The organism is Pseudomonas sp. Emmai, from assembly GCF_055179735.1.
In genome coordinates this window covers 6185273-6207710 of record NZ_CM143685.1, presented here as the reverse complement: position 1 = coordinate 6207710, position 22438 = coordinate 6185273, and the positions used below count along the sequence as shown (strand labels likewise).

The 22438-nt window shown below is 61.1% G+C and carries 24 protein-coding genes; 8 read left to right on the top strand and 16 right to left on the bottom strand.

The features are described from left to right. Window positions 1-2: 2 nt before the first annotated feature. Both lolB and ACY4LX_RS28465 read right to left on the bottom strand, forming a co-directional pair. Complete coding sequence (gene lolB / locus ACY4LX_RS28470) at window positions 3-620, bottom strand: lipoprotein insertase outer membrane protein LolB (protein WP_463258464.1); 618 nt, start codon at window positions 618-620, stop codon at window positions 3-5. Between the two features lie 4 nt (window positions 621-624). After that, a complete protein-coding gene (locus ACY4LX_RS28465; protein ID WP_463258463.1) occupies window positions 625-2349 on the bottom strand; it encodes a tetratricopeptide repeat protein in 1725 nt (574 codons plus the stop codon). A gap of 182 nt (window positions 2350-2531) precedes the next feature. Here ACY4LX_RS28465 and hemA point away from each other — a divergent pair, with 182 nt between their 5' ends. The 6 genes from hemA to ACY4LX_RS28435 all read left to right on the top strand — a co-directional run bounded on the left by hemA (window position 2532) and on the right by ACY4LX_RS28435 (window position 7902). After that, window positions 2532-3818: a glutamyl-tRNA reductase gene (hemA, locus tag ACY4LX_RS28460; RefSeq protein ID WP_149661144.1), complete on the top strand. Its 1287-nt coding sequence runs from the start codon at window positions 2532-2534 to the stop codon at window positions 3816-3818. After that, window positions 3815-4897 carry a peptide chain release factor 1 gene (gene prfA / locus ACY4LX_RS28455; RefSeq protein ID WP_149661143.1) on the top strand — a complete coding sequence of 361 codons (1083 nt, stop codon included), beginning with the start codon at window positions 3815-3817 and terminating at the stop codon, window positions 4895-4897. The genes hemA and prfA overlap by 4 nt, the downstream gene beginning before the upstream one ends. Continuing rightward, a complete protein-coding gene (gene prmC / locus ACY4LX_RS28450) occupies window positions 4898-5728 on the top strand; it encodes a peptide chain release factor N(5)-glutamine methyltransferase (protein ID WP_149661142.1) in 831 nt (276 codons plus the stop codon). It begins immediately after the preceding gene. Continuing rightward, complete coding sequence (locus tag ACY4LX_RS28445) at window positions 5722-6477, top strand: molybdopterin-synthase adenylyltransferase MoeB (RefSeq protein ID WP_463258462.1); 756 nt, start codon at window positions 5722-5724, stop codon at window positions 6475-6477. Before prmC ends, ACY4LX_RS28445 begins: the two co-directional genes overlap by 7 nt. Then, window positions 6470-7261 carry a glutamate racemase gene (gene murI, locus ACY4LX_RS28440; RefSeq protein ID WP_463258461.1) on the top strand — a complete coding sequence of 264 codons (792 nt, stop codon included), beginning with the start codon at window positions 6470-6472 and terminating at the stop codon, window positions 7259-7261. The genes ACY4LX_RS28445 and murI overlap by 8 nt, the downstream gene beginning before the upstream one ends. A gap of 122 nt (window positions 7262-7383) precedes the next feature. Continuing rightward, the gene (locus ACY4LX_RS28435) at window positions 7384-7902 is read left to right on the top strand and encodes an acyloxyacyl hydrolase (RefSeq protein WP_463258460.1); all 519 of its coding nucleotides are present in this window, start codon (window positions 7384-7386) and stop codon (window positions 7900-7902) included. Window positions 7903-8039: 137 nt separating this feature from the next. On the opposite strand, the gene ACY4LX_RS28430 is transcribed toward ACY4LX_RS28435, so the two are convergent. The 12 genes from ACY4LX_RS28430 to ACY4LX_RS28375 form a co-directional block, all read right to left on the bottom strand. Then, entirely contained in the window at window positions 8040-8345 is a 306-nt protein-coding gene (locus tag ACY4LX_RS28430) for a YkgJ family cysteine cluster protein (protein ID WP_149661138.1), read from the bottom strand. Window positions 8346-8398: 53 nt separating this feature from the next. Continuing rightward, on the bottom strand, window positions 8399-8902 hold the full coding sequence (locus ACY4LX_RS28425) for a DUF2878 domain-containing protein (protein ID WP_149661137.1): 504 nt from the start codon (window positions 8900-8902) through the stop codon (window positions 8399-8401). Next, the gene (locus ACY4LX_RS28420; protein WP_149661136.1) at window positions 8895-10166 is read right to left on the bottom strand and encodes an SAM-dependent methyltransferase; all 1272 of its coding nucleotides are present in this window, start codon (window positions 10164-10166) and stop codon (window positions 8895-8897) included. The genes ACY4LX_RS28425 and ACY4LX_RS28420 overlap by 8 nt, the downstream gene beginning before the upstream one ends. Then, a complete protein-coding gene (locus ACY4LX_RS28415) occupies window positions 10153-10968 on the bottom strand; it encodes a DUF1365 domain-containing protein (RefSeq protein ID WP_149661135.1) in 816 nt (271 codons plus the stop codon). The genes ACY4LX_RS28420 and ACY4LX_RS28415 overlap by 14 nt, the downstream gene beginning before the upstream one ends. Beyond that, on the bottom strand, window positions 10965-12212 hold the full coding sequence (locus ACY4LX_RS28410) for an NAD(P)/FAD-dependent oxidoreductase (RefSeq protein ID WP_149661134.1): 1248 nt from the start codon (window positions 12210-12212) through the stop codon (window positions 10965-10967). Before ACY4LX_RS28410 ends, ACY4LX_RS28415 begins: the two co-directional genes overlap by 4 nt. Next, window positions 12209-12991 (bottom strand): SDR family NAD(P)-dependent oxidoreductase, encoded by a 783-nt coding sequence (locus tag ACY4LX_RS28405; RefSeq protein WP_463258459.1) that lies wholly within the window; start codon window positions 12989-12991, stop codon window positions 12209-12211. Before ACY4LX_RS28405 ends, ACY4LX_RS28410 begins: the two co-directional genes overlap by 4 nt. Beyond that, complete coding sequence (locus ACY4LX_RS28400) at window positions 12988-13410, bottom strand: nuclear transport factor 2 family protein (RefSeq protein WP_463258458.1); 423 nt, start codon at window positions 13408-13410, stop codon at window positions 12988-12990. Before ACY4LX_RS28400 ends, ACY4LX_RS28405 begins: the two co-directional genes overlap by 4 nt. Continuing rightward, window positions 13403-14848 (bottom strand): deoxyribodipyrimidine photo-lyase, encoded by a 1446-nt coding sequence (phrB, locus tag ACY4LX_RS28395; RefSeq protein ID WP_463258457.1) that lies wholly within the window; start codon window positions 14846-14848, stop codon window positions 13403-13405. Before phrB ends, ACY4LX_RS28400 begins: the two co-directional genes overlap by 8 nt. A 21-nt stretch (window positions 14849-14869) precedes the next feature. Continuing rightward, window positions 14870-15811, bottom strand: coding sequence for a MerR family transcriptional regulator (locus ACY4LX_RS28390; RefSeq protein ID WP_463258456.1), 942 nt, complete (start codon window positions 15809-15811; stop codon window positions 14870-14872). After that, window positions 15812-16771, bottom strand: a complete 960-nt coding sequence (locus ACY4LX_RS28385) for a YbgA family protein (protein WP_463258455.1) — start codon at window positions 16769-16771, stop codon at window positions 15812-15814. 213 nt (window positions 16772-16984) lie between these two features. Beyond that, the gene (locus ACY4LX_RS28380) at window positions 16985-17200 is read right to left on the bottom strand and encodes a TIGR02450 family Trp-rich protein (protein WP_149661128.1); all 216 of its coding nucleotides are present in this window, start codon (window positions 17198-17200) and stop codon (window positions 16985-16987) included. Further along, window positions 17197-18183 (bottom strand): NAD(P)/FAD-dependent oxidoreductase, encoded by a 987-nt coding sequence (locus tag ACY4LX_RS28375; RefSeq protein ID WP_149661127.1) that lies wholly within the window; start codon window positions 18181-18183, stop codon window positions 17197-17199. Before ACY4LX_RS28375 ends, ACY4LX_RS28380 begins: the two co-directional genes overlap by 4 nt. Window positions 18184-18379: 196 nt before the next feature. Here ACY4LX_RS28375 and ACY4LX_RS28370 point away from each other — a divergent pair, with 196 nt between their 5' ends. After that, complete coding sequence (locus ACY4LX_RS28370; RefSeq protein ID WP_149661126.1) at window positions 18380-19282, top strand: TIGR01777 family oxidoreductase; 903 nt, start codon at window positions 18380-18382, stop codon at window positions 19280-19282. A gap of 13 nt (window positions 19283-19295) precedes the next feature. Next, on the top strand, window positions 19296-20321 hold the full coding sequence (gene hemH / locus ACY4LX_RS28365; protein WP_463258454.1) for a ferrochelatase: 1026 nt from the start codon (window positions 19296-19298) through the stop codon (window positions 20319-20321). 139 nt (window positions 20322-20460) lie between these two features. Here hemH and ACY4LX_RS28360 read toward each other — a convergent pair whose 3' ends face one another. Further along, window positions 20461-21735 carry a uracil-xanthine permease family protein gene (locus ACY4LX_RS28360; protein ID WP_133840270.1) on the bottom strand — a complete coding sequence of 425 codons (1275 nt, stop codon included), beginning with the start codon at window positions 21733-21735 and terminating at the stop codon, window positions 20461-20463. A gap of 2 nt (window positions 21736-21737) precedes the next feature. After that, the gene (upp, locus tag ACY4LX_RS28355) at window positions 21738-22376 is read right to left on the bottom strand and encodes a uracil phosphoribosyltransferase (RefSeq protein ID WP_123410117.1); all 639 of its coding nucleotides are present in this window, start codon (window positions 22374-22376) and stop codon (window positions 21738-21740) included. Window positions 22377-22438 lie beyond the last annotated feature (62 nt).

Genomic DNA, 22438 nt, shown 5'->3' with positions numbered 1-22438 from the left:
GTTCACTGCCCCAGTTTGCGTGGTTGCCATTCCTTGATCACCAGCGTGACATCAAGGTCGGTGCCGTGCAGTTTGATCCGCTCGGGCAGCCAATAGCCGTTTTGTTCGGCGTAGCTCAGGTATTCGACCTGCCAGCCATCCTGTTCAAGGTTGGCCAGGCGGCTGTCGGCGTCCAGGGTCAGGCGACTCTTGCTGTCCGGGGCCGGGAGTCCGCGAACCCACCAGGCCAGATTGGACACCGGCAGTTTCCAGCCCAGCTGTTCTTCCAGCAGGGCTTCAGGCGTCGTAGCGTCGTAGCGGCCCTGATTGGCGACTTCCAGCGACACTTTGCCCGGGCGGCCGGTCAAGCGAGCAGCGCCGCGACCCAGGGGGCCGGAGAGGCGGATGTCGTAGTAATCCTGTCGCTGCAGCCAGAACAGCGTGCCGCTGCCCGAATCCTTGGGGGCGCGAATGCCGATCTTGCCGTTAATCTGCCAGCCGTCGAGGGCAGTCATCTGCTGTTTGTAGGTGTTCCACTGGGCCGGATTACCCTGGCCCTGGACCGATTCACGGGCACCGAAACCGGCGCAACCGGCGAGCAGGGCGATGAAGCTGAAGACGATAACGTGGCGCAAAAACATAATCTTAAAGAGTCTCTGATCCGGTCAGGCGCTTGATGGTGCCGCGCAGGGTAGGGCTGTCGGGTTGGTCCTTGAGGAACTTGCCCCAGATTTGCTTGGCTTCCCGCTGTTTGCCGTTGGCCCACAGGACTTCGCCCAGGTGCGCCGCGACTTCTTGATCGGGGAAGCGCTCCAGAGCCTGGCGCAGCAAACGCTCGGCTTCATCGAGATTGCCCAGGCGGAAATTCACCCAGCCGAGGCTGTCGAGGACCGCCGGGTCTTCCGGATTGAGCTGGTGCGCGTGTTCGATCAGGGCCTTGGCTTCTTCATAACGGGTGGTGCGGTCGGACAGGGTGTAGCCGAGGGCGTTCAGCGCCATGGCATTGTCCGGGTCGCGCTTGATGATCAGGCGCAAGTCTTTTTCCATCTGCGCCAGGTCATTGCGTTTTTCCGCGAGCATGGCCCGGGTGTAGAGCAAATTCAGGTCGTCCGGGTATTGCAGCAAGGCTTTGTGCAGCACACCCCAGGCTTTGTCGCCCTGGTTGTTGGCCGACAGGGTTTCGGCTTCGATCAGGTACAACTGAATCGCGTAATCGGGTTGGGCGTCGCGCTCGGCCACCAGTTTGCTCTGGGCTTCGGCGGTCTTGCCGTTGTTCATCAGGATATCGGCCTGACGCAATTGCGCCGGCAGGTAATCGTTGCCGGGGCCAACCTGGGCGTACTCGATCAATGCGCCTTGCGGGTCGTTGCGCTCTTCAGCGATACGGCCGAGGTTCAGGTGCGCCGAATCCACGTGGCTTTCCCGGGCGATCAAGTCTTCCAGGTAACCCTTGGCCTCGTCCCAGGCCTTGGCTTCCAGGCACACGAGCGCCAGGGAGTAACGCAATTCGTCGTCTTCCGGGTACTGCTGAACCAGGCTGGAGAACTCGACCTTGGCGTCGTCCATGCGGTCCTGCTCGACCAACATCCGCGCGTAAGTCAGGCGCAGGCGTTTGTCGTCCGGGTATTTCTTGATGCTTTTTTGCAGCAGCGGCTGGGCTTCATCGCCACGGTTGAGCGTTTGCAGCAGGCGCGCGCGCAGCAGGATCGGGGCGATTTCGCCGGCGTCCGGCGGATTGTCTTCGAGCAGGGTCAGCGCGCCTTTCGAGTCGCCGTCCTGTTGCATCAACAACGCCTTGCCGAAAATCAGCTGGCTGTTCTTCGGATGGCGCTGCAACAAACGGTCAAAACTTTTCATCAGACCATTGCGCGTGTCCTGGTCGGTGTCAGCCGCAGACAGGGCGAGAAAGTCGAAATGCGTATCGCCCTTGCCCAGCAGGACTTTCTCCATATAGACCATGGAGTCGTCGTAACGCCCGGCACGCGCCAGTTGCACGGCGGCGGCCCGTTGAGCTTCGAGGTCGTCCGGGGCGTTTCTCGCCCAGATCAGCGCGGTATCCAGGGCCGCCTGATCGGCGCCCAGGTATTCGGCGATGCGGAAGGCCCGTTCGGAGATGCCCGGATCCTGAGTGTTGATGGCCTGGGTCACGTAGTTGTCCAGCGCAATGTCGAAACGATTGCGTTGGCCAGCCAGTTCGGCACTCAACAGACTGAAGATGGTTTCTTCACTGAAGGAGCTGTAGACCTTGGGCTTTTCAGGGGCCGGAGTGCTGTCTTCAGTCGGCGGCGTGCCGTCCGACGAAACGGGCGCCATAGCCTGGCAGCCGCTGAGGAAGACAAAAGCGAGGAGCAACGCGGAAGATCTATTCATATAGGAGAAGGACGACTAACCTGCGGTCGGATCATCATGACACAAGCCTTCGGCCAAACATAACCGAGTCTCAATTGATGCCTTTATAGAGGCAAGTGATTGGGACAATAGTCGGCGGTAGTTGTTCTGTCAGTGTCGAAGTAGGACAATTGCCGGCTTCACGTCACTATCAGCGACCTTGAATGGCCTTTCTTGCACTCGGTATTAACCACAAGACTGCTTCAGTAGACGTCCGCGAGCGCGTGGCCTTTACCCCTGAGCAGTTGGTGGAGGCCTTGCAACAGCTCTGCCGACTCACCGACAGCCGCGAAGCTGCGATCCTTTCCACCTGCAATCGCAGTGAGCTTTATATAGAGCAGGACCACCTTTCGGCGGACATCATCCTGCGCTGGCTGGCCGATTATCACCATTTGAGCCTCGATGAGCTGCGCGCGAGCGCTTATGTGCACGAGGATGATGCGGCAGTTCGTCACATGATGCGGGTCGCCTCCGGGCTCGACTCCCTGGTGTTGGGCGAACCGCAGATTCTTGGCCAGATGAAATCGGCCTACGCCGTGGCGCGTGAGGCGGGCACCATCGGTCCGCTGCTCGGCAGGCTGTTCCAGGCGACGTTCAACGCCGCCAAGCAAGTGCGCACCGACACCGCCATCGGTGAAAACCCGGTGTCCGTGGCGTTTGCCGCGGTCAGCCTGGCCAAGCAGATTTTCAGCGACTTGCAACGCAGCCAGGCCTTGCTGATCGGCGCCGGCGAGACCATCACCCTGGTCGCCCGCCATCTGCACGAATTGGGCGTGAAGCGCATCGTCGTCGCCAACCGCACGCTGGAACGCGCGAGCATCCTCGCCGAACAGTTCGGCGCCCACGCGGTGCTGCTGTCGGACATCCCGGCCGAGCTGGTGCGCAGCGACATCGTCATCAGTTCCACCGCCAGCCAATTGCCGATTCTGGGTAAAGGTGCGGTGGAAAGCGCGCTGAAGCTGCGCAAGCACAAGCCGATCTTCATGGTGGACATCGCCGTCCCTCGGGACATCGAGCCTGAAGTCGGCGAGCTGGACGACGTCTACCTGTATAGCGTCGACGATCTGCACGAAGTGGTCGCCGAAAACCTCAAGAGCCGCCAAGGCGCTGCCCAGGCGGCGGAAGAGATGGTGGCGATCGGCGCCGACGACTTCATGGTGCGCCTGCGCGAACTGGCGGCGGTGGATGTGCTCAAGGCCTATCGTCAGCAAAGCGAGCGCATGCGTGACGAAGAATTGCAAAAGGCCCAGCGCATGCTGGCCAACGGCAGCAGCGCCGAAGACGTGCTGGTGCAACTGGCGCGCGGCCTGACTAATAAATTGCTGCACGCGCCTAGCGTGCAGTTGAAAAAGTTGACTGCCGAAGGCCGCCTCGATGCGTTGGCCATGGCCCAGGAACTCTTTGCCCTCGGTGAGGGCTCGTCGGATAGCTCGGATAAAAGACCGCAATGAAAGCGTCACTGCTCAATAAGCTGGACATCCTCCAGGACCGTTTCGAGGAATTGACCGCTCTGCTTGGCGATGGCGAAGTCATTTCCGACCAGACCAAATTCCGCGCCTATTCCAAGGAATACGCGGAAGTCGAACCGATTGTCGAAACCTATAAACAGCTGCTCAAAGTGCAAGGCGACCTCGAAGGCGCCCAGGCACTGCTCAAGGACAGCGACCCGGACATGCGCGAAATGGCCGTGGAAGAAGTGCGCGAAGCCAAAGAGCAACTGATCGAAATCGAAGGCCGGCTGCAACGCATGTTGCTGCCCAAGGACCCGAATGACGGGCGCAACGTGTTCCTCGAAATCCGCGCCGGCACCGGCGGCGACGAGGCGGCGATTTTCTCCGGCGACCTGTTCCGCATGTACTCGCGGTACGCCGAGCGGCGTGGCTGGCGGGTGGAGATCCTCTCGGAGAACATCGGCGAGCACGGCGGCTTCAAGGAAGTCATCGCCCGGGTCGAAGGCGACAGCGTCTACGGCAAGCTGAAATTCGAATCCGGCGCCCACCGCGTGCAACGGGTGCCGGCCACCGAATCCCAGGGCCGCATCCACACCTCGGCCTGCACCGTGGCGGTGTTGCCCGAGCCGGACGAGCAGGAAGCGATCGAGATCAACCCGTCCGACCTGCGCATCGACACTTACAAGTCCTCGGGCGCTGGCGGCCAGCACGTCAACAAGACCGACTCGGCGATTCGCATCACCCACTTGCCCACCGGTATTGTCGTGGAGTGCCAGGAAGAACGTTCCCAGCACAAGAACCGCGCCCGGGCGATGTCCTGGCTGTCGGCCAAGCTCAACGACCAGCAGACCACCGCCGCGGCGAATGCCATCGCCAGCGAGCGTAAACTGCTGGTGGGGTCGGGTGATCGCTCCGAGCGCATCCGCACCTACAACTTTGCCCAGGGCCGGGTCACCGACCACCGGGTCAACCTGACGCTGTATTCCCTCGACGAAATCCTCGCCGGCGGCGTCGATGCAGTGATCGAGCCGTTGTTGGCCGAATACCAGGCCGACCAATTGGCGGCGATAGGTGAATAAATGACGATCATTGCCAGTTTATTGCGTGCAGCAGACCTACCCGACTCGCCGACGGCGCGCCTGGATGCCGAACTGTTGCTGGCGGCGGCATTGGGCAAGTCCCGCAGCTTCCTGCACACCTGGCCCGAGCGCATCGTGCCGAGCGAAGCGGCGCTGACCTTTGCCAGCTATTTGCAGCGCCGTCGTGGCGGTGAGCCGGTGGCGTACATCCTCGGCCAGCAGGGTTTCTGGAAGCTTGACCTGGAAGTCGCGCCACACACGCTGATCCCGCGCCCGGACACCGAATTGCTGGTGGAAACCGCGCTGGACCTGTTGCCCGCGACACCGGCCAAGGTCCTCGACCTCGGCACCGGCAGCGGCGCCATTGCGTTGGCCCTGGCCAGCGAACGGCCAGCGTGGCACGTCACCGCCGTGGATCGCGTGATCGAAGCCGTGGCATTGGCCGAGCGCAATCGCCAGCGTCTGCACCTGAACAACGCCACGGTGCTGAGCAGCCATTGGTTCAGCGCTCTGGAAGGCCAGCGTTTTCAACTGATCATCAGCAACCCGCCGTACATTGCCTCGGCCGATCCGCATCTGGTGGAAGGCGATGTGCGTTTCGAGCCGGCCAGTGCTCTGGTCGCCGGTGTCGACGGGCTCGACGATCTGCGTTTGATCGTCGCCCAGTCCCCGGACTACCTCGACGCCGGCGGCTGGTTGATGCTTGAACACGGTTACGACCAAGCCGACGCGGTGCGCGATTTGCTGCTGACCCGCGGTTTTGAACACGTCCACAGCCGCACCGATCTGGGCGGTCACGAACGCATCAGCCTGGGGCGCCTGCCGTGCTGAATGATCAGGAGTTGTTGCGCTACAGCCGACAGATTTTGTTGCAACACGTCGACATCGACGGCCAATTACGGCTGAAACAAAGCCGTGTGCTGATCGTCGGCCTCGGCGGCCTTGGCTCGCCGGTGGCGTTGTACCTGGCGGCGGCCGGTGTCGGTGAGTTGCATCTGGCGGACTTCGACACGGTCGACCTGACCAACCTGCAACGCCAGATCATTCACGACACCGACAGCGTCGGCGTGAGCAAGGTCGATTCGGCGATTCGCCGATTGAGCGCAATCAATCCCGAGATTCATCTGGTCGCCCATCGTGCGGCGCTGGATGAAGATTCCCTGGCCGCAGCGGTTGCTGCAGTGGATCTGGTGCTGGACTGTTCCGACAATTTCTCCACCCGCGAGGCGGTCAACGCCGCGTGCGTGATTGCGCGCAAACCCTTGGTCAGCGGCGCGGCAATTCGCCTGGAAGGGCAGTTGTCGGTGTTTGATCCGCGTCGCCCGGAAAGTCCGTGCTACCACTGTTTATACGGGCACGGCAGCGAAGCCGAATTGACGTGCAGCGAAGCCGGGGTGATCGGCCCGCTGGTGGGCCTGGTCGGTAGCTTGCAAGCCCTCGAAGCCCTGAAGTTGCTGGCCGGTTTCGGCGAGCCGCTGGTAGGGCGCTTGTTGTTGATCGACGCCTTGGGCACGCGCTTTCGCGAGTTGCGGGTCAAGCGTGATCCGGGTTGCAGCGTCTGTGGTACGGCCCATGCGTGAAGCGCCGATTGGCGTGTTCGACTCCGGCGTCGGTGGGCTTTCGGTGCTGGCCGAGATCCAGCGTTTGCTGCCCAACGAGTCGCTGCTGTACGTCGCCGATTGCGGGAATATCCCCTATGGCGAGAAAACCCCGGAATTCATCCAGCAACGCTGCAGCGCCATCGCCGGTTTTTTCCAGCAGCAGGGCGCCAAGGCGTTGGTGCTGGCTTGCAACACCGCCACCGTCGCTGGCGTGGCCAATCTGCGTCGCGATTATCCCGAGTGGCCCATTGTCGGCATGGAGCCGGCGGTTAAGCCCGCCGCCGCGGCCACCCGCAGTGGCGTGGTCGGCGTCCTTGCCACCACCGGCACCTTGCAGAGTGCCAAGTTCGCCGCGTTGCTCGACCGCTTTGCCACGGATGTGCGGGTGATCACCCAGCCTTGTCCCGGGCTGGTGGAGCTGATTGAAAGCGGCGATTTGCACAGCGCGACCCTGCGCCAACTGCTCCAGGGCTACGTCGAACCACTGCTGGCGGCAGGCGCCGACACGATAATCCTCGGCTGCACGCATTACCCCTTTCTAAAGCCGATGCTTAGGCAGATGATCCCAGAGACTATCAGCCTGATCGACACGGGCGCCGCGGTGGCGCGGCAACTGCAACGTCTGTTGGCCGAGCGCGAATTGCTCGCTGAGGGGCCCGTTCGCGCCGCGCAATTCTGGACGAGTGCCGATCCGGAGCATTTCAGAAATATCCTGCCGGTATTGTGGAATTCGGCTGGCATTGTGCAAAGCTTCAAGGACTAGAAAAAAAGCCGGGGCATGCGAGTAATTGGGGTGAACTTCTGATTAAGCGTCGACTTCTATAGCTCTGTCTGTGAGCAACAAAAAAGAAACCATACGAAATCGTTCGGAAAAGGATGTTTCTAATGAAGCGACTATTCTGTTTGGCTGCGATTGCGGCCGCGTTGATGGGGCAAAGTTTGACCGCACAGGCGGCGGGCGTGGAGTTCGGGGTCGGTCAGACCAGCGATTCGACCATGACCTACCGGTTGGGCATGCAATTGGACTGGGACAAGAGCTGGCTGCAAAGTGACGTCGGTCGAGTGACCGGTTACTGGAGTGGCGCTTATACCTATTGGGACGGCGACAAGACCTCCAGCACCAGCAGCGTTTCCTTCGCGCCTGTATTTGTCTACGAGTTTGCCGGGCAAACCGTCAAGCCGTATGTGGAGGCGGGGATCGGTGTCGCGTTGTTCTCCAATACCCGGCTGGAAGACAACAACATTGGCCAGGCCTTTCAATTCGAAGACCGTTTCGGCTTCGGCCTGCGCTTTGCCGGCGGACATGAAGTCGGGATTCGGGCGACGCACTATTCCAATGCCGGGATCAGCAGCAACAACGATGGTGTAGAGAGTTACTCCTTGCACTACACGATGCCGTTGTAAGGTCAAAAGCTTCGCGGGCAAGTCGGATCGCCGCCCGCTCGCTCCTACAGGTTTTGCGTCGTTCGCGATATTGCGTATGACACGAACCTGTAGGAGCGAGGCTTGCCCGCGAAGGCGTAATTTCAGTCGATGCAGTTTTACCGGTAAACCGACACAATCCCCTGCCGCTCTTCCATGCACTCCGGCGACCCCGTCTCGAACTCGCGACAAATCAGCGGGCGTTTTTCGTAGATGGTGCACATCATCGTGTTGCGATCCAGCGCCGCGCACCAGCCGTCATCCAGACGCAACATGACTTCCCCGCCCCAGTCATCGGTATCGATAAAACGTTCGGGCACGCCGGTTTCGGTGATCAGCATGACTTCGAGCTGGCAGCAGCAGGCCGAGCACGTCGAGCAAGTGACCGCCGGTTCGGCGATTTGCGTGTGGGGGATGGTTTTCATGGGGCGCAGTGTAAGGCAGTGGGCCGTCGCTGTGTGAAAGGCCTGACGGACGCTCAGTCGCGGTCTTCCGCCGCCAGCCGCTGGGCCATGAAGTGCAGCGTCGGAAACAGCAGCGCCCAGAGCAGTCCGATGCCCAGCAGCGTGGGCAGTTGGCCGTAGGGAAACTGCACCCCCGCCAGTTGGCTGCCGGCGTAATACGACAACGGTCCGCCGACCGCGCCCAACACGCTGGCCAGCCACCACGGATTGGCGCTCCACAGCAGGCAGTGGCGCAAGGTGGTCGCCAGCAGCGCCCACAACAGCATCAGCCACAGCGGAATCAATGGTGCGACGTCGGTGAAATCGAACACGCCCAGCCAGCGCAATGAACTGTCTACCGTGGTGCCCAATAACACCACGCTGAGGATCAATCGGCCTTCATCGCCCCAACGACTTATCCACAGCAGATGAATCACCAGTACCGCCAATGCCACCAACAGCCACAGACTGTTGCCGCCCACCACGCAGGCGAACCAGCCGAGTTGAAACAGCGCGGCATTGGCCAGACGTTCAAGCATCGAATCGGCCGAGCAGGGGCGCCGGCATCGCAGCCGGTTTGGCCAGCAGCAATTGTGCGGTGCCGATGGTGCGCTCCAGGAAGCCGCCCTCGCAGTAGCACAGGTAAAACTCCCATAACCGCAGGAACGCATCGTCGTAGCCCAATTCGCTCAAGCGGCCGTGGGCGTGGCGAAAATTCTCATGCCACAGGCGCAGGGTCCGGGCGTAGTGCAGGCCGAAGTCCTCCATGTGCAGCAGGTTCATGTCGGTGTCGCGGCTGACGATCTCCAGCATCTTCTGCACGCAGGGCAACGCACCGCCGGGGAAGATGTAGCGCTGGATAAAGTCGACGCTGTTCCTGGCCTGTTCGTAGCGCTGCTCGCGGATGGTGATCGCCTGCAACAGCATCAAGCCGTTGCTCTTGAGCAGGTGCGCGCATTGCTTGAAATAGGTCGGCAGGAAGCGATGGCCGACGGCTTCGATCATCTCGATGGAAACCAGTTTGTCGTACTGACCGGTGAGGTCGCGGTAATCCGACAGCAGCAAAGTGACCTGGTCTTGCAAACCCAGGGCTTCGATCCGTTGTGCGGTGAAGGCGTACTGTTCTTTTGACAGTGTGGTGGTGGTGACTTTGCAGCCGTAATGCTGCGCGGCGTAGAGCGCCATGCTGCCCCAACCGGTGCCGATTTCCAGCAAGTGATCGCTCGGCTTGAGGTCGAGTTTCTGACAAATCCGTTCGAGCTTGTTTAACTGCGCCTGTTCCAGGGTGTCGTCGGGGCTGAGGAATTGCGCCGCCGAATACATCATCGTCGGGTCGAGAAACTGTTCGAACAGGTCGTTGCCCAGGTCGTAATGAGCCGCGATATTTTTCTGCGAACCCTTGCGCGTATTGCGGTTGAGCCAGTGCAGGCCCTGCACGAAAGGTCGGCCGAGTTTGGCCAGGCCACCTTCCAGTGCATCCAGCACCTCAAGATTACTGACGAACACCCGGACCACCGCCGTCAGGTCCGGCGAGGTCCAGTAACCGTGGATGAACGCTTCACCGGCACCAATCGAACCGTTGCTCGCCACCAGCCCCCAGACCGCCGCATCCAGGACATGAATCTCGCCCAGCAGATGGCCGCCGGGCGTGCCGAAGACGTGCCGTTCGCCGTCCTCGATCACCACCAATTGCCCGTGCTTAAGGTGCGCCAGTTGCCGCAGGACACCGCGACGCAGCAGCGAGCCGGACCAGCCGTTGGTGCTGAGCAGGTTGGCTTTGGCCGTAACGCTAGAGGATTTCATGGCGGCGATCCTGTGGGATATCGATGGCGGTCTGGACGCTGCCATCGGCAGCCTGATGAGCAAAAATCGGTGTACGTTTGAGCAACAGGCGCACGGCCTGCCAATAGATCGCCAGGCAGGTTTTCGCGGTCATCCACGGAAAGCGCCGCAAGTAACGGTGCAGGCTGTAGCGGTCCAGCGATTCACGTTGCAGGTTGAGCGTGGCGTCGAACAGTTTCAGTTCGCCTTGCCAGTCCGCCATGTGCACGCCGAGCTTTTGCGCGGCAGGGCTGAAGCTCATGCGGTATTCCAGATCCCGCGGCAGAAACGGCGAGACATGAAACGCCTTGGCCACGGCGAAATGCTGATGCTGACTCTGTAGCCCTTCGACGGCTCGGGCTGGCAGCACGTAGTGATAACGCTCGCGCCACGGGGTGTTGGTGACTTCGCAGAGAATCGCCGCCAGTTGGCCATCGGCTTCGTGACAATAGAAAAAACTCACCGGGTTGAACGCCAGGCCCCAACTGCGGGGCTGGGTCAGCAGGCAGATCGCGCCTTGGGGCTCATGGCCGAGCACCTGGCCGACCTGCTGGCGTACCGCGTCGATCAAACGCTGGCCGGTGCCGGTGAAGGCTTTCAGGTAGTCGCTTTCGCGGAACGAAAAAGGCGCGAAGCGGCTATCGCCCGACAACGGCGACAAACCGAGCACGGCCTCCTGTTCGTCGAGGTCCAGGTACAGCAGGCCGATCCGATAGCGGAATTGATGGGCTCTTGGAGCAAACCGCCGATGGGCGATCCAGCCGCTGTAGAGGGCGCTGTTCACAAGGTTTCACCCAACGATCGGGCCACGCGCAAGGCACTGACCACCCCGTCTTCGTGAAAGCCGTTGGCCCAGTAGGCGCCGCAATAATACGTGTGCTGCGCGCCGTTCAACTCTTCCCAGCGTCCTTGCGCGGCCACGGCCTTGAGGCTGAATTGCGGGTGGGCATAGGTGTATTTGGCGAGCACTTTGAACGGGCTGATGCCGGCGCTCTGGTTGAGGCTGACGCAGAACGTGGTGTCGCTCTGGATCCCTTGCAGGATGTTCATGTCATAGGTGACGGTGGCCCGCGTGTGCCCGGCGGCCCCGAGCCGGTAATTCCAACTGGCCCAGGCGAGCTTTTGCTTGGGCAGCAGGTGTGTATCGGTGTGCAGCACGATTTCGTTGTCGGCGTAGGGCAGGGCGCCGAGGATCGACTGTTCAGCAGCGCTCGGCTCGGCCAGCAGTTGCAACGCCTGATCGCTGTGGCAGGCGAACACCACTTTGTCGAAGCGCTCGCTGCCGGCGGGGCTGTGGATAACCACACCGTCGGCCTCGCGTTCGACGCGGGTCACTGGGCAGTTGAGGCGAATTTTGTCTTTAAAGGAGGCGGTCAGCGGCGCGATGTAGGCGCTGGAACCCCCCTCGATCACGCACCATTGCGGACGATTGCCGACGGACAACAAACCGTGGTGCTTGAAGAACCGCACAAAGAACTGCAACGGGAAACCGAGCATGTCGGCCATGGACATCGACCAGATCGCCGCGCCCATCGGCACGATGTAATGCAGGATAAAGCGCTCGCCGTAGCCGCCGGCCTTCAGGTACTGATCGAGGGTGGTGTCGGCGGCGATCCGGTGTTCGTCGAGATCGCGCAGGGCCTCTTTGTTGAAGCGCAGGATGTCGCGCAACATGCCCCAGAACCCCGGCGACAGCAGGTTGCGCCGCTGAGCGAACAGGCTGTTGAAGTTATTGCCGTTGTACTCAAGACCCGAATCCGGGTCGGTGACCGAGAAACTCATCTCGGTGGGTTTGAACCCCACGCCGAGTTGCCCCAGCAGGCGGATGAAGTTCGGGTAGGTCCAGTCGTTGAACACAATGAACCCGGTGTCCACGGCGTAACGCTGGCCGTCGACGGTCACCTCGATCGTGTGGGTATGCCCACCGATCCAGTCGCCGGCTTCGAACAGGGTGATCTCGTGGCTGCGATTGAGCAGGTAGGCGCTGGTCAGGCCCGAGATACCGCTGCCGATAATGGCGATGTTCACGGCTGATCCTTGATCGGCGGGTTGCTGCGCACCATGCGCTTGCCGATCGCCAGTTTCACCCGCGCCGGCATTTTCGACAGGGGCCACAAGGCCGCCATGAACAACGCCGGGAAGGCAATTTCCAGTGGCCGATTCTTGAGCTTGGCGAAGATATGCCGCGCCGCTTTATCCACAGGCCAGCTGAGCGGCATCGGAAAGTCGTTCTTCTCGGTCAGCGGCGTGTCGACAAACCCTGGGCTGACCACGGTGACTTCAATACCTTCTGGCGCCAGGTCGATGCGCAAGGATTCGAACAGATAACGCAACCCGGCCTTCGAGGCGCCATAGGCTTCGGCCCGTGGCAAGGGCAGGTAGGTCACCGAACTGGCAACGCCCACCAGATGCGGCGCGGTGCCCTTGCGCAGCAACGGCAAGGCGGCTTCGATGCAATAGCTGCTGGCGAGCAGATTGGTGCGCACCACATGCTCGACAATCGACGCATCGAATTGCTTGGCATCCACGTATTCGCAGGTACCGGCGTTGAGGATCACCGTGTCCAGCGAGCCCCAGTCCTCGGCGATCCGCTCGCCGATTTCACGTACCGTCTGGCTATTGGTCAGGTCCCCGGCGACCACCAATACTTGTCCCGGATAACGCTGGGAAAGGATTTTGAGCGGCACCAGCGAGCGGGCACTGACCGCCAGGTGCGCCCCGGTTTTCAATATTTCCTCGGCCAGCGCGGCACCAATACCGCTGCTGGCGCCCGTCAACCAGTATCGACGTGGAGGCGTAAGGCTCATCCCATTCTCCTTTTCAGCCAGGCAATCGCCCGGCCCAATACAGGTAGGTGTTCATAAAGCAGTGCCCCGGCATCGAAATAATCCCGGTGGCGATAAACCTTGTCGTGCCAGAGCAGGTGCGAGCAGCCGTCGACCCGAATCAACTGGCCACCGGCCAGGCGCGGATGGCGGTAGCTCATGACCCAGCGCAAGTAACCCTCGCCTTCGCTGATCTGGTCGAAGCCGTGAAAGTCGAAATGCAGTTCGCTGACATTGGCGTAGAGCTCTTCAAAGTAACTGCGCAGTTGCACCAGGCCCTGCACTTCGTGCAGCGGATCGGTGAATTGCACGTCGTGGGTGTAGAGCTGATTGAGGCGTTGCAGGTTGTCCTTGTCCAGGTCCGCAAATTGCCGGGCAAAGCGTTGCAAGAATTCACTCATAGCCACCTCCAGCCGCCTGCCGCGACGGCAGGTTCTTGAACGCCGTCAGTGCGCGTTGGCGTGAAGTACTCAGGTTGACGATGGGCGATGGATAATCGGCGACGCCAAACAAACCGCCAACGTTGGCCGGGTTGTGCACTTCTTTTTTATTCAGCCCGGCCAGTTCCGGCAGCCAATGCTTGATGAACACGCCTTCGGCATCGAATTTTTCCGATTGGCTCAGGGGGTTGAAGATGCGGAAGTAGGGCGCCGAATCGGTGCCAGTGGACGAGCTCCACTGCCAGCCGCCGTTGTTCGCCGCCAGATCGCCGTCGATCAAGTGCTGCATGAAAAAGCGCTCGCCCTCACGCCAGTCGATCAGCAGGTTCTTGGTCAGGAACATCGCCACCACCATGCGCAGGCGGTTGTGCATCCAGCCGGTTTCCAGCAGTTGGCGCATGGCCGCGTCGATGATCGGCAGGCCGGTGCGGGCTTCTTTCCACGCGGCCAGTTCATCCGGGGCATCGCGCCAGGCCAGGGCTTCGGTTTCCGGGCGAAAGGCGCGGTGGCGGGACACCCGTGGGTAGCCCACCAGGATGTGTTTGTAGAACTCACGCCACAGCAGTTCGTTGATCCAGGTGACGGCGCCAACCTTGCCGCTTTCGAACTCGCCTTGGTTGCTTTGCAGTGCCGCGTGCAAACACTGGCGTGGGGAAATCACCCCGGCCGCCAGATAGGCTGAGAGCTGACTGGTGCCGGGCTTGGCCGGGAAATCGCGTTCGCTCTTGTAGTAGTCGATTTGTGCATCGGCGAAGGTGTCGAGGCGACGTCGGGCTTCGACTTCACCGGCGGGCCAGAGCTTGATCAAGCGCTCGGCGGGTGTTGGGAACCCTTCGATGCAGGAAGGGACCTGATCGCTGTCGATGCTCAACGGCGCCTGAATGCCGGGGGCGCTCACAAGTTTGGGGAATGAGTGGCGCAAGCGGTCGTAGCAGACTTTGCGGAACTGGCTGAATACCTGGAAATACGTTCCGGTCTTGGTCAGCACCGTGCCTGGCGTGAACAGCAGTTGATCGAGGTAACTGAAAAAGTCGATGCCATCGGCCTTCAGAGCCTGGCCCACAGCCTGATCACGGCGGGTTTCGTTGATGCCGTATTCCTCGTTGACGTGCACCGCGTCAACCTTTAACTCCCGACACAAATGGAGCAGCACCTTGGGCGCGTCGTCCCAGTGCGGCGCGCTGCGGATCAGCAGGGGAATATTGAGCTTGCCCAGGGCATCGCGCAGTTCGGCCAGGTTACGCAGCCAGAAATCCACTTTGCACGATGCGTCGTCATGCGCGCGCCACTGCTCCGGGCTCAGCAGGTACACCGCCACACTCGGGCCGCGGGCTGCGGCGGCCGAGAGGGCGGTGTTGTCGTGTAGTCGCAAGTCGCTGCGCAGCCAGATCAATTGCATGGTGGTGTCCGTGCTTAACATCTAAATAAGCCCACGCTGAACGAGAACCTGATGGGCCGACAAGGGATCTTCGGCCAGGAACAAATCAGCAATTTCAGTAGTTTTTACGGACAACTCGGCGTGGTGGATGCACACCGTTGGTCCGGCAATCATTTTTGGGCAACTGACGCCATTCAAAAGTTTCGGCAGCTGCGCCAGGTTCATGGCTTTGCTGGAATACAGCAGTACGCCTCGGGCTTGCAGGTGTTCGACCGCCAGTGCGAGTTCGCCGGCCGGGAGTGGCCAATCGAACACTTCCACCGGGCAATCGGCACTGCTGATCAGCCACGCGGTGAGCCACACGTGAGGTTCGAGTGGCAGGTCCGAGTGATTGATCAACAGCAGCGGTGCGGCGTGCAGCTGACGATTGTTATGGTAGATGCGCGCGCCGAATTTGCTGCGTAACCAGGAATAAAAGAACACACGCTCCATCTGCGCACCAAACTGGCCTTGCCAGCGTTGGTCCAGTTCGCTCAATAACGGCAGCAGCAACTGCTCACACAGGGTACGGGGCGGGTACAGCGCCATGGCCTGGTTGACGGTGTCATCGAGGGGGCGTTCGGCCAGTTGCGTGACCGCTTGCAGCAGCGTGTTGCGCAACAACTGCCAGTCGTTTTCCACCGTTTCGGTAAAGGCCTGTGGCGTGTCGAGCAGTTGCTTGACCTGGCTGACGGCCACGCCGCGATTGAGCCAGGTCAGAATCGTCAGGATCCGTTGCACATGCTCGGCCGAGAACAACCGATGGCCCTTGGGTGTACGTTGCGGCACGATCAGGCCGTAGCGCCGTTCCCAGGCGCGCAGGGTGATGGCGTTGACGCCGGTCTGGCGCGCGACTTCACGAATCGGCAGCCAGCCTTCGTCCAGGGCTTTCTTGAAGTCGGCGCCGAGGTCTTCGCTGGCACTGGTGTCGAGTGGGCTTTTCATTTAGATCGCATTTCGCAGGCTGAGGTTTTCCGGGTGCGGTTGCAGGTAAACCTGTTGCGCGATGTACGGATCCGGGTGTTGGCGAAAGAAGTGCTTGAGCAACGTCAGCGGCACCACCAGCGGCACGATGCCGTGGCGGTATTGGCCGATGACGTGTTGCATTTCCTGCTTGTCTTCAGCGCTGATGGCCTGTTTGAGATAACCGCTGATGTGTTGCAGGACGTTGGTGTGGGTGCGGCGGGTGGCGCATTTTTTCAGCGCCTCCATCAGCTCGCTGAAATAACGCGGGCCGAGGGCTTTCGGATCGATCTGGCCCATGTTGCCCAGCAGGTTGCCGAGGGTTTTGTACTGCACCGGGTTGTGGGCCATCAGCAGGTATTTGTAGCGCGAGTGAAAGTCGATCAGGCCGCGGCGGGTCAGGCCTTGCTGGAGCAACTGCTGCCAGGCGCTGTAGGCAAAGACTCGGGTGAGGAAATTTTCCCGCAGCACCGGATCGTTGAGCCGGCCGTCTTCTTCCACGGGCAAATCCGGATGCTGTTCGCAAAAAGCCCGGGCGTAGATGCCGCGACCGCCGCCGTCCACCGGGGCGCCGTTGGCGTGGTAGACCTTGACCCGCAGCAGCCCACAGGACGGCGATTTCTGCATGAAGATATAGCCGCAGATATCACCCAGCTCGGCCGCCATTTGCTGGCCGTAGGCGGCGAGGGGTTGGGTGACGTTGATCTCGGGATTGACGGTGCCGATAGCTTCGGGACGGTCGGGATCGCCCACGAGCCGGATCGGCTCCCGGGGAATGCCGAGGCCAATCGCGACTTCCGGGCACACCGGGACGAAATCGAAATAGTCAGTGAGGGTACGACTGCACAGCCGCGACTCCTTGTGCCCGCCGTTGAAGCGCACCTCGGCGCCCATCAGGCAGGCGCTGATCGCTATTTTCGGTTTGGCGGTGGCGTTGGACATCGAAGCACCTCGAATCTAAACCTGTACAGAGTGTTGGCTCTGTACAACATAATCTTCATCATAGATTCGAAGCTGTACAAGTCAAATTATTTGTATAGGTTTTTTCGAGGCTCGATCGTTCCCACGCTCTGCGTGGGAATGCAGCCCGTGACGCTTCGCGTCACTGGACACGGAGCGTCCCCAGAGGCATTCCCACGCGGAGCGCGGGAACGATCAGTTCCAGCCCAACAGCCAAGTGTTGCTGTCTTTCAAGGTTTGCCAATCGATGCGCTCACTGCGCTGGGTCAACACCGCCTGCAACTCAACTTCCAGCACCGTGCCATCCTCATCGCGGAACAGCTGCGTCACCAGAAAATGTTTTTCGCGGTTTTTCGGTTGGGCTGCTGTCCATTTCGACAGCAGCAATTTAGCGGGATTGAGGCGGTTCACTGCAGGTGCGCATGCAAGCGGCGGGCGGCTTCCTGGCCACTGAGCCAGGCCCCTTCGACCCGACCGGAGAGGCACCAGTCGCCACACACATACAGGCCCAGGTCGGCATCCGCCAAGACGCCCCATTCATGGCTGCTGGCGGGGCGGGCATAGAGCCAGCGGTGGGCAAGGCTGAAGGTCGGCGCCGGCATCGCACTGTGCAGCAGCTCGGCGAACGCCCCGTGCAGTTGCTCGATCACGGCTTCCTTGGGCAGGTCGATGTGTTGCCGGCTCCAGGTGCTGGTGGCGTGTAACACCCAAGTGTCCAAAGTGTTGTCGCGCCCCGGTTTGCTGCGGTTGCGGGCCAGCCAGTCGAGCGGGCTGTCCTGCACGAAGCAACCTTCCATGGGCGTATCCAGCGGGGTGTCGAAGGCGAGGGCGATGGCCCAGGTCGGGTCCATTTTGACCCCGGCCGCAGCCCCCGCGAGCTTCGGCGCGGAGGCCAGCAGCGCGGTGGCCTGAGGCGCCGGCGTCGCAATCACTACGTGACTGAACGGACCATGGGTGAAGCCTTCGGCGTCCTGCAGATGCCAATGCTCTTCACCGCGATAGACCTCGGTGATGCGGCAGGCGAAATGCACTTCCAGGTCGCCGAGCAGGGCGCGGGTGATCGCGCTCATGCGCGGCGTGCCGACCCAGCGCGTCTGTTCATCCGGCGACAGGTTGAGCTGGCCGCCCTGGAACGTGTAGAGCTGCGGCGTCCATTCAGCGACCCAGCCGTTGGCTTGCCAGCGCTGCACTTCGGTGACGAAGCGTCGGTCACGGGCCGTGAAATACTGCGCACCCATGTCCAGAGCACCGGCGTCACTGCGCTTGCTCGACATGCGTCCGCCGCTGCCACGGCTTTTATCGAAAAGTTGAACGACATGCCCGGCCTCCGTCAGGGCCTGGGCGGCTGAGAGCCCGGCGATGCCGGTGCCGATGATTGCGATAGGTACAGTCATAGGGGCCTCGTTTACCTTTCTGTACAGACTACGCCGTGGTTTAAACCTGTACAATATTGTTTTTTGGTATAACTTTTAGCGTTCTCGTTCTGACAGCTTGGCCTATTGTTAAACACAGACACTGCCTGATACCAAAGATCCCTGCTTATAAAAATAGACTAGTGATCAAGGTAAAACGCCACGCGAGGAAGAAGTCATGCACATATTGCTGACCGGCGGTACTGGTTTGATAGGACGTCAGCTCTGCCGTCACTGGTTAAGTCAGGGGCATCGCCTGACGGTGTGGAGTCGTTCTCCAGAAAAAGTCGCGAAAATCTGCGGTGCTCAAGCGCGCGGCATTGCCCGTCTCGAAGACCTCGGCGAGGAACCGCTCGATGCCATCATCAACCTGGCGGGCGCTCCGATAGGTGATCGTTGGTGGACGACCCGGCGCAAGGCGCTGTTGTGGAGCAGCCGCATCAGCCTGACCGAAAGCCTGCTGGCCTGGCTCGAAACCCGCGAGCAAAAACCTCAGATACTGATCTCCGGCTCAGCGGTGGGTTGGTACGGCGATGGCGGCGAGCGCGAGTTGACTGAAGACTCGCCGCCGGTGATCGATGATTTCGCCAGCCAGTTGTGCATCGCCTGGGAGGAAACCGCCCAGCGTGCCGAGGCCTTGGGCATTCGGGTGATCCTGGTGCGCACCGGGTTGGTGGTGTCGGCCGAGGGCGGTTTTTTGTCGCGGCTGTTGCTGCCGTTCAAACTGGGGCTGGGCGGGCCGATCGGCAACGGTCGGCAGTGGATGCCGTGGATTCATATCAAGGATCAAATCGCCCTGATTGATTTTCTTCTGCATCGCATTGATGCCAGCGGTCCATATAATGCCTGCGCGCCGAAACCGGTGCGCAATCGCGAATTCGCCAAGACGCTGGGCAGCGTGTTGCACCGCCCGGCGTTCATGCCCATGCCGGCGCTGGCATTGAAGGTCGGCCTGGGCGAGATGTCGTTGCTGTTGCTGGGCGGCCAGAAGGCTGTGCCGGCGCGCTTGCTGGAAGCGGGTTTCAAGTTCCAGTTCACTGATTTACGCGCGGCCCTGGACGATCTGTCCAGCCGCCTCTGAAATAGGACGTTGCATGACCGATCACGCGTTGCTTCTGGTCAACCTGGGCTCGCCGGCCTCCACTTCGGTGGCGGATGTGCGCAGCTACCTCAATCAATTTCTGATGGACCCGTATGTGATCGACCTGCCATGGCCGGTGCGACGCTTGCTGGTGTCGCTGATCCTGTTCAAACGTCCGGAGCAGTCGGCCCACGCCTACGCGTCGATCTGGTGGGAGGAGGGCTCGCCACTGGTGGTGCTCAGCAAACGTCTGCAACAGGCCATGACCGCCCAATGGACCCATGGCCCCGTCGAGCTGGCGATGCGTTATGGCGAGCCGTCGATCGAATCGAAGCTGCTGCAACTGACCGCTCAGGGCCACAAGCGCATCACCCTCGCGCCCCTTTATCCACAGTTCGCCGACAGCACCGTGACCACGGTGATCGAGGAAGCCAAACGGGTGGTGCGCGAGAAGAAGCTCGATGTGCAGCTCTCGATTCTGCAACCGTTCTACGATCAGCCGGAATACCTCGATGCGCTGGTGGCCAGTGCCAGGCCGTATCTGGAGCAGGATTACGATCACCTGCTGCTGAGTTTCCACGGTTTGCCGGAACGGCATCTGACCAAGCTCGACCCGACCGGCCAGCATTGCTTCAAGAACGAACACTGCTGCAAGAATGCCTCACCGGCGGTATTGGCGACGTGCTACCGCGCCCAGTGCCTGCGCACGGCGGACGAATTTGCCAAGCGCATGGGCTTGCCGGATGGCAAGTGGTCGGTATCGTTCCAGTCGCGTCTGGGGCGAGCGAAGTGGATCGAACCCTACACCGAAGCACGCCTCGACGAGTTGGGCAAAAGTGGCGCGAAGAGGATTCTGGTGATGTGCCCGGCGTTCGTCGCCGATTGCATCGAGACCCTGGAAGAGATCGGGGATCGTGGGCTGGAGCAGTTCCGCGAAGCGGGAGGGGAGGAGTTGGTGCTGGTGCCGTGCCTCAACGATGACCCGCAGTGGGCGAAGGCGTTGAATGCGTTGTGTGAGCGGGCGCCGTTGGCCCTTTAATCACACAAACTGTGGCGAGGGAGCTTGCTCCCGCTGGGTCGCGAAGCGGCCCCAAAATTCTTGCAGTCAATGAAGATTTTGTGAGTGCTGCGCACTCAAGCGGGAGCAAGCCCCCTCGCCACAGGGATTGAGGCGTCTGTTACAACAACGGCTCATCCGCCTTCTTGTGCTTCCAGCTGTCATTACCCGGCAGCAACAGGTTCAGCGCAATCGCCACCACCGCGCACAGCGCGATGCCTTTGAGGCCGAAGTCGTCTGGCCCGGTGCCGGTGCCGACCAGCACACCGCCAATCCCGAACACCAACGTCACCGAGACAATCACCAGGTTACGCGCCTCGCCCAGGTCGATCTTGTGGCGAATCAGCGTGTTCATGCCCACCGCCGCAATCGAGCCGAACAACAGGCACAGAATCCCGCCCATCACCGGCACCGGAATGCTTTGCAGCAATGCGCCGAACTTGCCGACAAACGCCAGGCTGATGGCAAAGATCGCCGCCCAGGTCATGATTTTCGGGTTGTAGTTCTTGGTCAGCATCACCGCGCCCGTCACTTCGGCGTAGGTGGTGTTGGGCGGGCCGCCGAACAGGCCGGCCGCGGTGGTGGCAATGCCATCGCCGAGCAGGGTGCGGTGCAGGCCGGGTTTCTTCAGGTAATCGCGACCGGTCACGCTACCGACCGCAATCACGCCGCCGATGTGCTCGATGGCCGGGGCCAGCGCCACCGGGACGATAAACAGAATCGCCTGCCAGTTGAATTCCGGCGCGGTGAAGTGCGGAATCGCGAACCACGGGGCAGCGGCAATCTTTGCGGTATCCACGACACCGAAATAGAACGCCATGCCAAAACCGACCAGCACGCCGGAGATGATCGGCACCAGGCGGAAAATGCCTTTACCGAATACCGCGACGATCAGGGTGGTCAGCAGCGCCGGCATCGAGATCAGCATCGCGGTCTGGTAATGAATCAGCTCCGAGCCGTCGCCCGCCTTGCCCATCGCCATGTTGGCGGCAATCGGCGCCATGGCCAGGCCGATGGAGATGATCACCGGACCAATCACCACCGGTGGCAGCAAACGATCAATGAACCCGGTGCCTTTGATCTTCACGGCAAGGCCCAGGAAGGTGTAGACGAAACCCGCCGCCATCACGCCGCCCATGGTCGCCGCGAGGCCGAACTGGCCCTTGGCGAGAATGATCGGGGTGATAAAGGCAAAACTCGACGCCAGGAACACCGGCACCTGACGCCCGGTGACGATCTGGAACAGGATCGTCCCCAGGCCGGCGGTGAACAGCGCCACGTTTGGATCAAGGCCGGTAATCAGCGGCATCAACACCAGAGCGCCGAACGCCACGAACAGCATCTGTGCACCCGACAGCACCGTGCGCCAGAGCGGATCGTTGAACTCTTCCTGCATGCTCAAGCGTCCTTCTGCTTGGTGCCGAAGATCTTGTCACCGGCATCGCCCAGGCCCGGGATGATGTAACCGTGCTCGTTCAAACGTTCATCAATGGAGGCGGTGTAGATCATCACGTCCGGGTGCGCCTTCTCGACGGCAGCGATGCCTTCAGGGGCGGCAACCAGCACCATCGCGCGGATGTCGCGGCAACCGGCCTTTTTCAGCAGGTCGATGGTGGCGACCATGGAACTGCCGGTGGCGAGCATCGGGTCGATGATCATCGCCAGGCGTTCGTTGATTTCCGGAACCAGTTTTTCCAGGTAGGTGTGGGCCTGCAGGGTTTCTTCGTTGCGGGCCACGCCCACGGCGCTGACTTTGGCACCCGGGATCAGGCTCAGCACGCCTTCGAGCATGCCGATACCGGCGCGCAGGATCGGCACCACGGTGATTTTCTTGCCGGCGATTTTCTCGACCGACACGGTGCCGGCCCAACCTTCGATATCGTAGGTTTCAAGCGGCAGGTCTTTGGTGGCTTCATAGGTCAGCAGGGCACCGACTTCCTGAGCAAGCTCACGGAAATTCTTGGTGCTGATGTCTGCGCGGCGCATAAGGCCAAGTTTATGACGGATCAGCGGATGGCGGATCTCTTGGATGGGCATGGGGAAAGCTCCGGCGGCGGGCAAAAAAACCGGCCTAGATTAATCTATCCGAGGGTGTTGTC

Bases quoted from the DNA above. Each gene is read 5' to 3' on its own strand.
- lolB (WP_463258464.1), bottom strand. From the start codon at position 620: ATGTTTTTGCGCCACGTTATCGTCTTCAGCTTCATCGCCCTGCTCGCC.
- ACY4LX_RS28465 (WP_463258463.1), bottom strand. From the start codon at position 2,349: ATGAATAGATCTTCCGCGTTGCTCCTCGCTTTTGTCTTCCTCAGCGGC.
- hemA (WP_149661144.1), top strand. From the start codon at position 2,532: ATGGCCTTTCTTGCACTCGGTATTAACCACAAGACTGCTTCAGTAGAC.
- prfA (WP_149661143.1), top strand. From the start codon at position 3,815: ATGAAAGCGTCACTGCTCAATAAGCTGGACATCCTCCAGGACCGTTTC.
- prmC (WP_149661142.1), top strand. From the start codon at position 4,898: ATGACGATCATTGCCAGTTTATTGCGTGCAGCAGACCTACCCGACTCG.
- murI (WP_463258461.1), top strand. From the start codon at position 6,470: ATGCGTGAAGCGCCGATTGGCGTGTTCGACTCCGGCGTCGGTGGGCTT.
- ACY4LX_RS28435 (WP_463258460.1), top strand. From the start codon at position 7,384: ATGAAGCGACTATTCTGTTTGGCTGCGATTGCGGCCGCGTTGATGGGG.
- ACY4LX_RS28430 (WP_149661138.1), bottom strand. From the start codon at position 8,345: ATGAAAACCATCCCCCACACGCAAATCGCCGAACCGGCGGTCACTTGC.
- ACY4LX_RS28425 (WP_149661137.1), bottom strand. From the start codon at position 8,902: ATGCTTGAACGTCTGGCCAATGCCGCGCTGTTTCAACTCGGCTGGTTC.
- ACY4LX_RS28420 (WP_149661136.1), bottom strand. From the start codon at position 10,166: ATGAAATCCTCTAGCGTTACGGCCAAAGCCAACCTGCTCAGCACCAAC.
- ACY4LX_RS28405 (WP_463258459.1), bottom strand. From the start codon at position 12,991: ATGAGCCTTACGCCTCCACGTCGATACTGGTTGACGGGCGCCAGCAGC.
- ACY4LX_RS28400 (WP_463258458.1), bottom strand. From the start codon at position 13,410: ATGAGTGAATTCTTGCAACGCTTTGCCCGGCAATTTGCGGACCTGGAC.
- phrB (WP_463258457.1), bottom strand. From the start codon at position 14,848: ATGCAATTGATCTGGCTGCGCAGCGACTTGCGACTACACGACAACACC.
- ACY4LX_RS28390 (WP_463258456.1), bottom strand. From the start codon at position 15,811: ATGAAAAGCCCACTCGACACCAGTGCCAGCGAAGACCTCGGCGCCGAC.
- ACY4LX_RS28385 (WP_463258455.1), bottom strand. From the start codon at position 16,771: ATGTCCAACGCCACCGCCAAACCGAAAATAGCGATCAGCGCCTGCCTG.
- ACY4LX_RS28375 (WP_149661127.1), bottom strand. From the start codon at position 18,183: ATGACTGTACCTATCGCAATCATCGGCACCGGCATCGCCGGGCTCTCA.
- ACY4LX_RS28370 (WP_149661126.1), top strand. From the start codon at position 18,380: ATGCACATATTGCTGACCGGCGGTACTGGTTTGATAGGACGTCAGCTC.
- hemH (WP_463258454.1), top strand. From the start codon at position 19,296: ATGACCGATCACGCGTTGCTTCTGGTCAACCTGGGCTCGCCGGCCTCC.
- ACY4LX_RS28360 (WP_133840270.1), bottom strand. From the start codon at position 21,735: ATGCAGGAAGAGTTCAACGATCCGCTCTGGCGCACGGTGCTGTCGGGT.
- upp (WP_123410117.1), bottom strand. From the start codon at position 22,376: ATGCCCATCCAAGAGATCCGCCATCCGCTGATCCGTCATAAACTTGGC.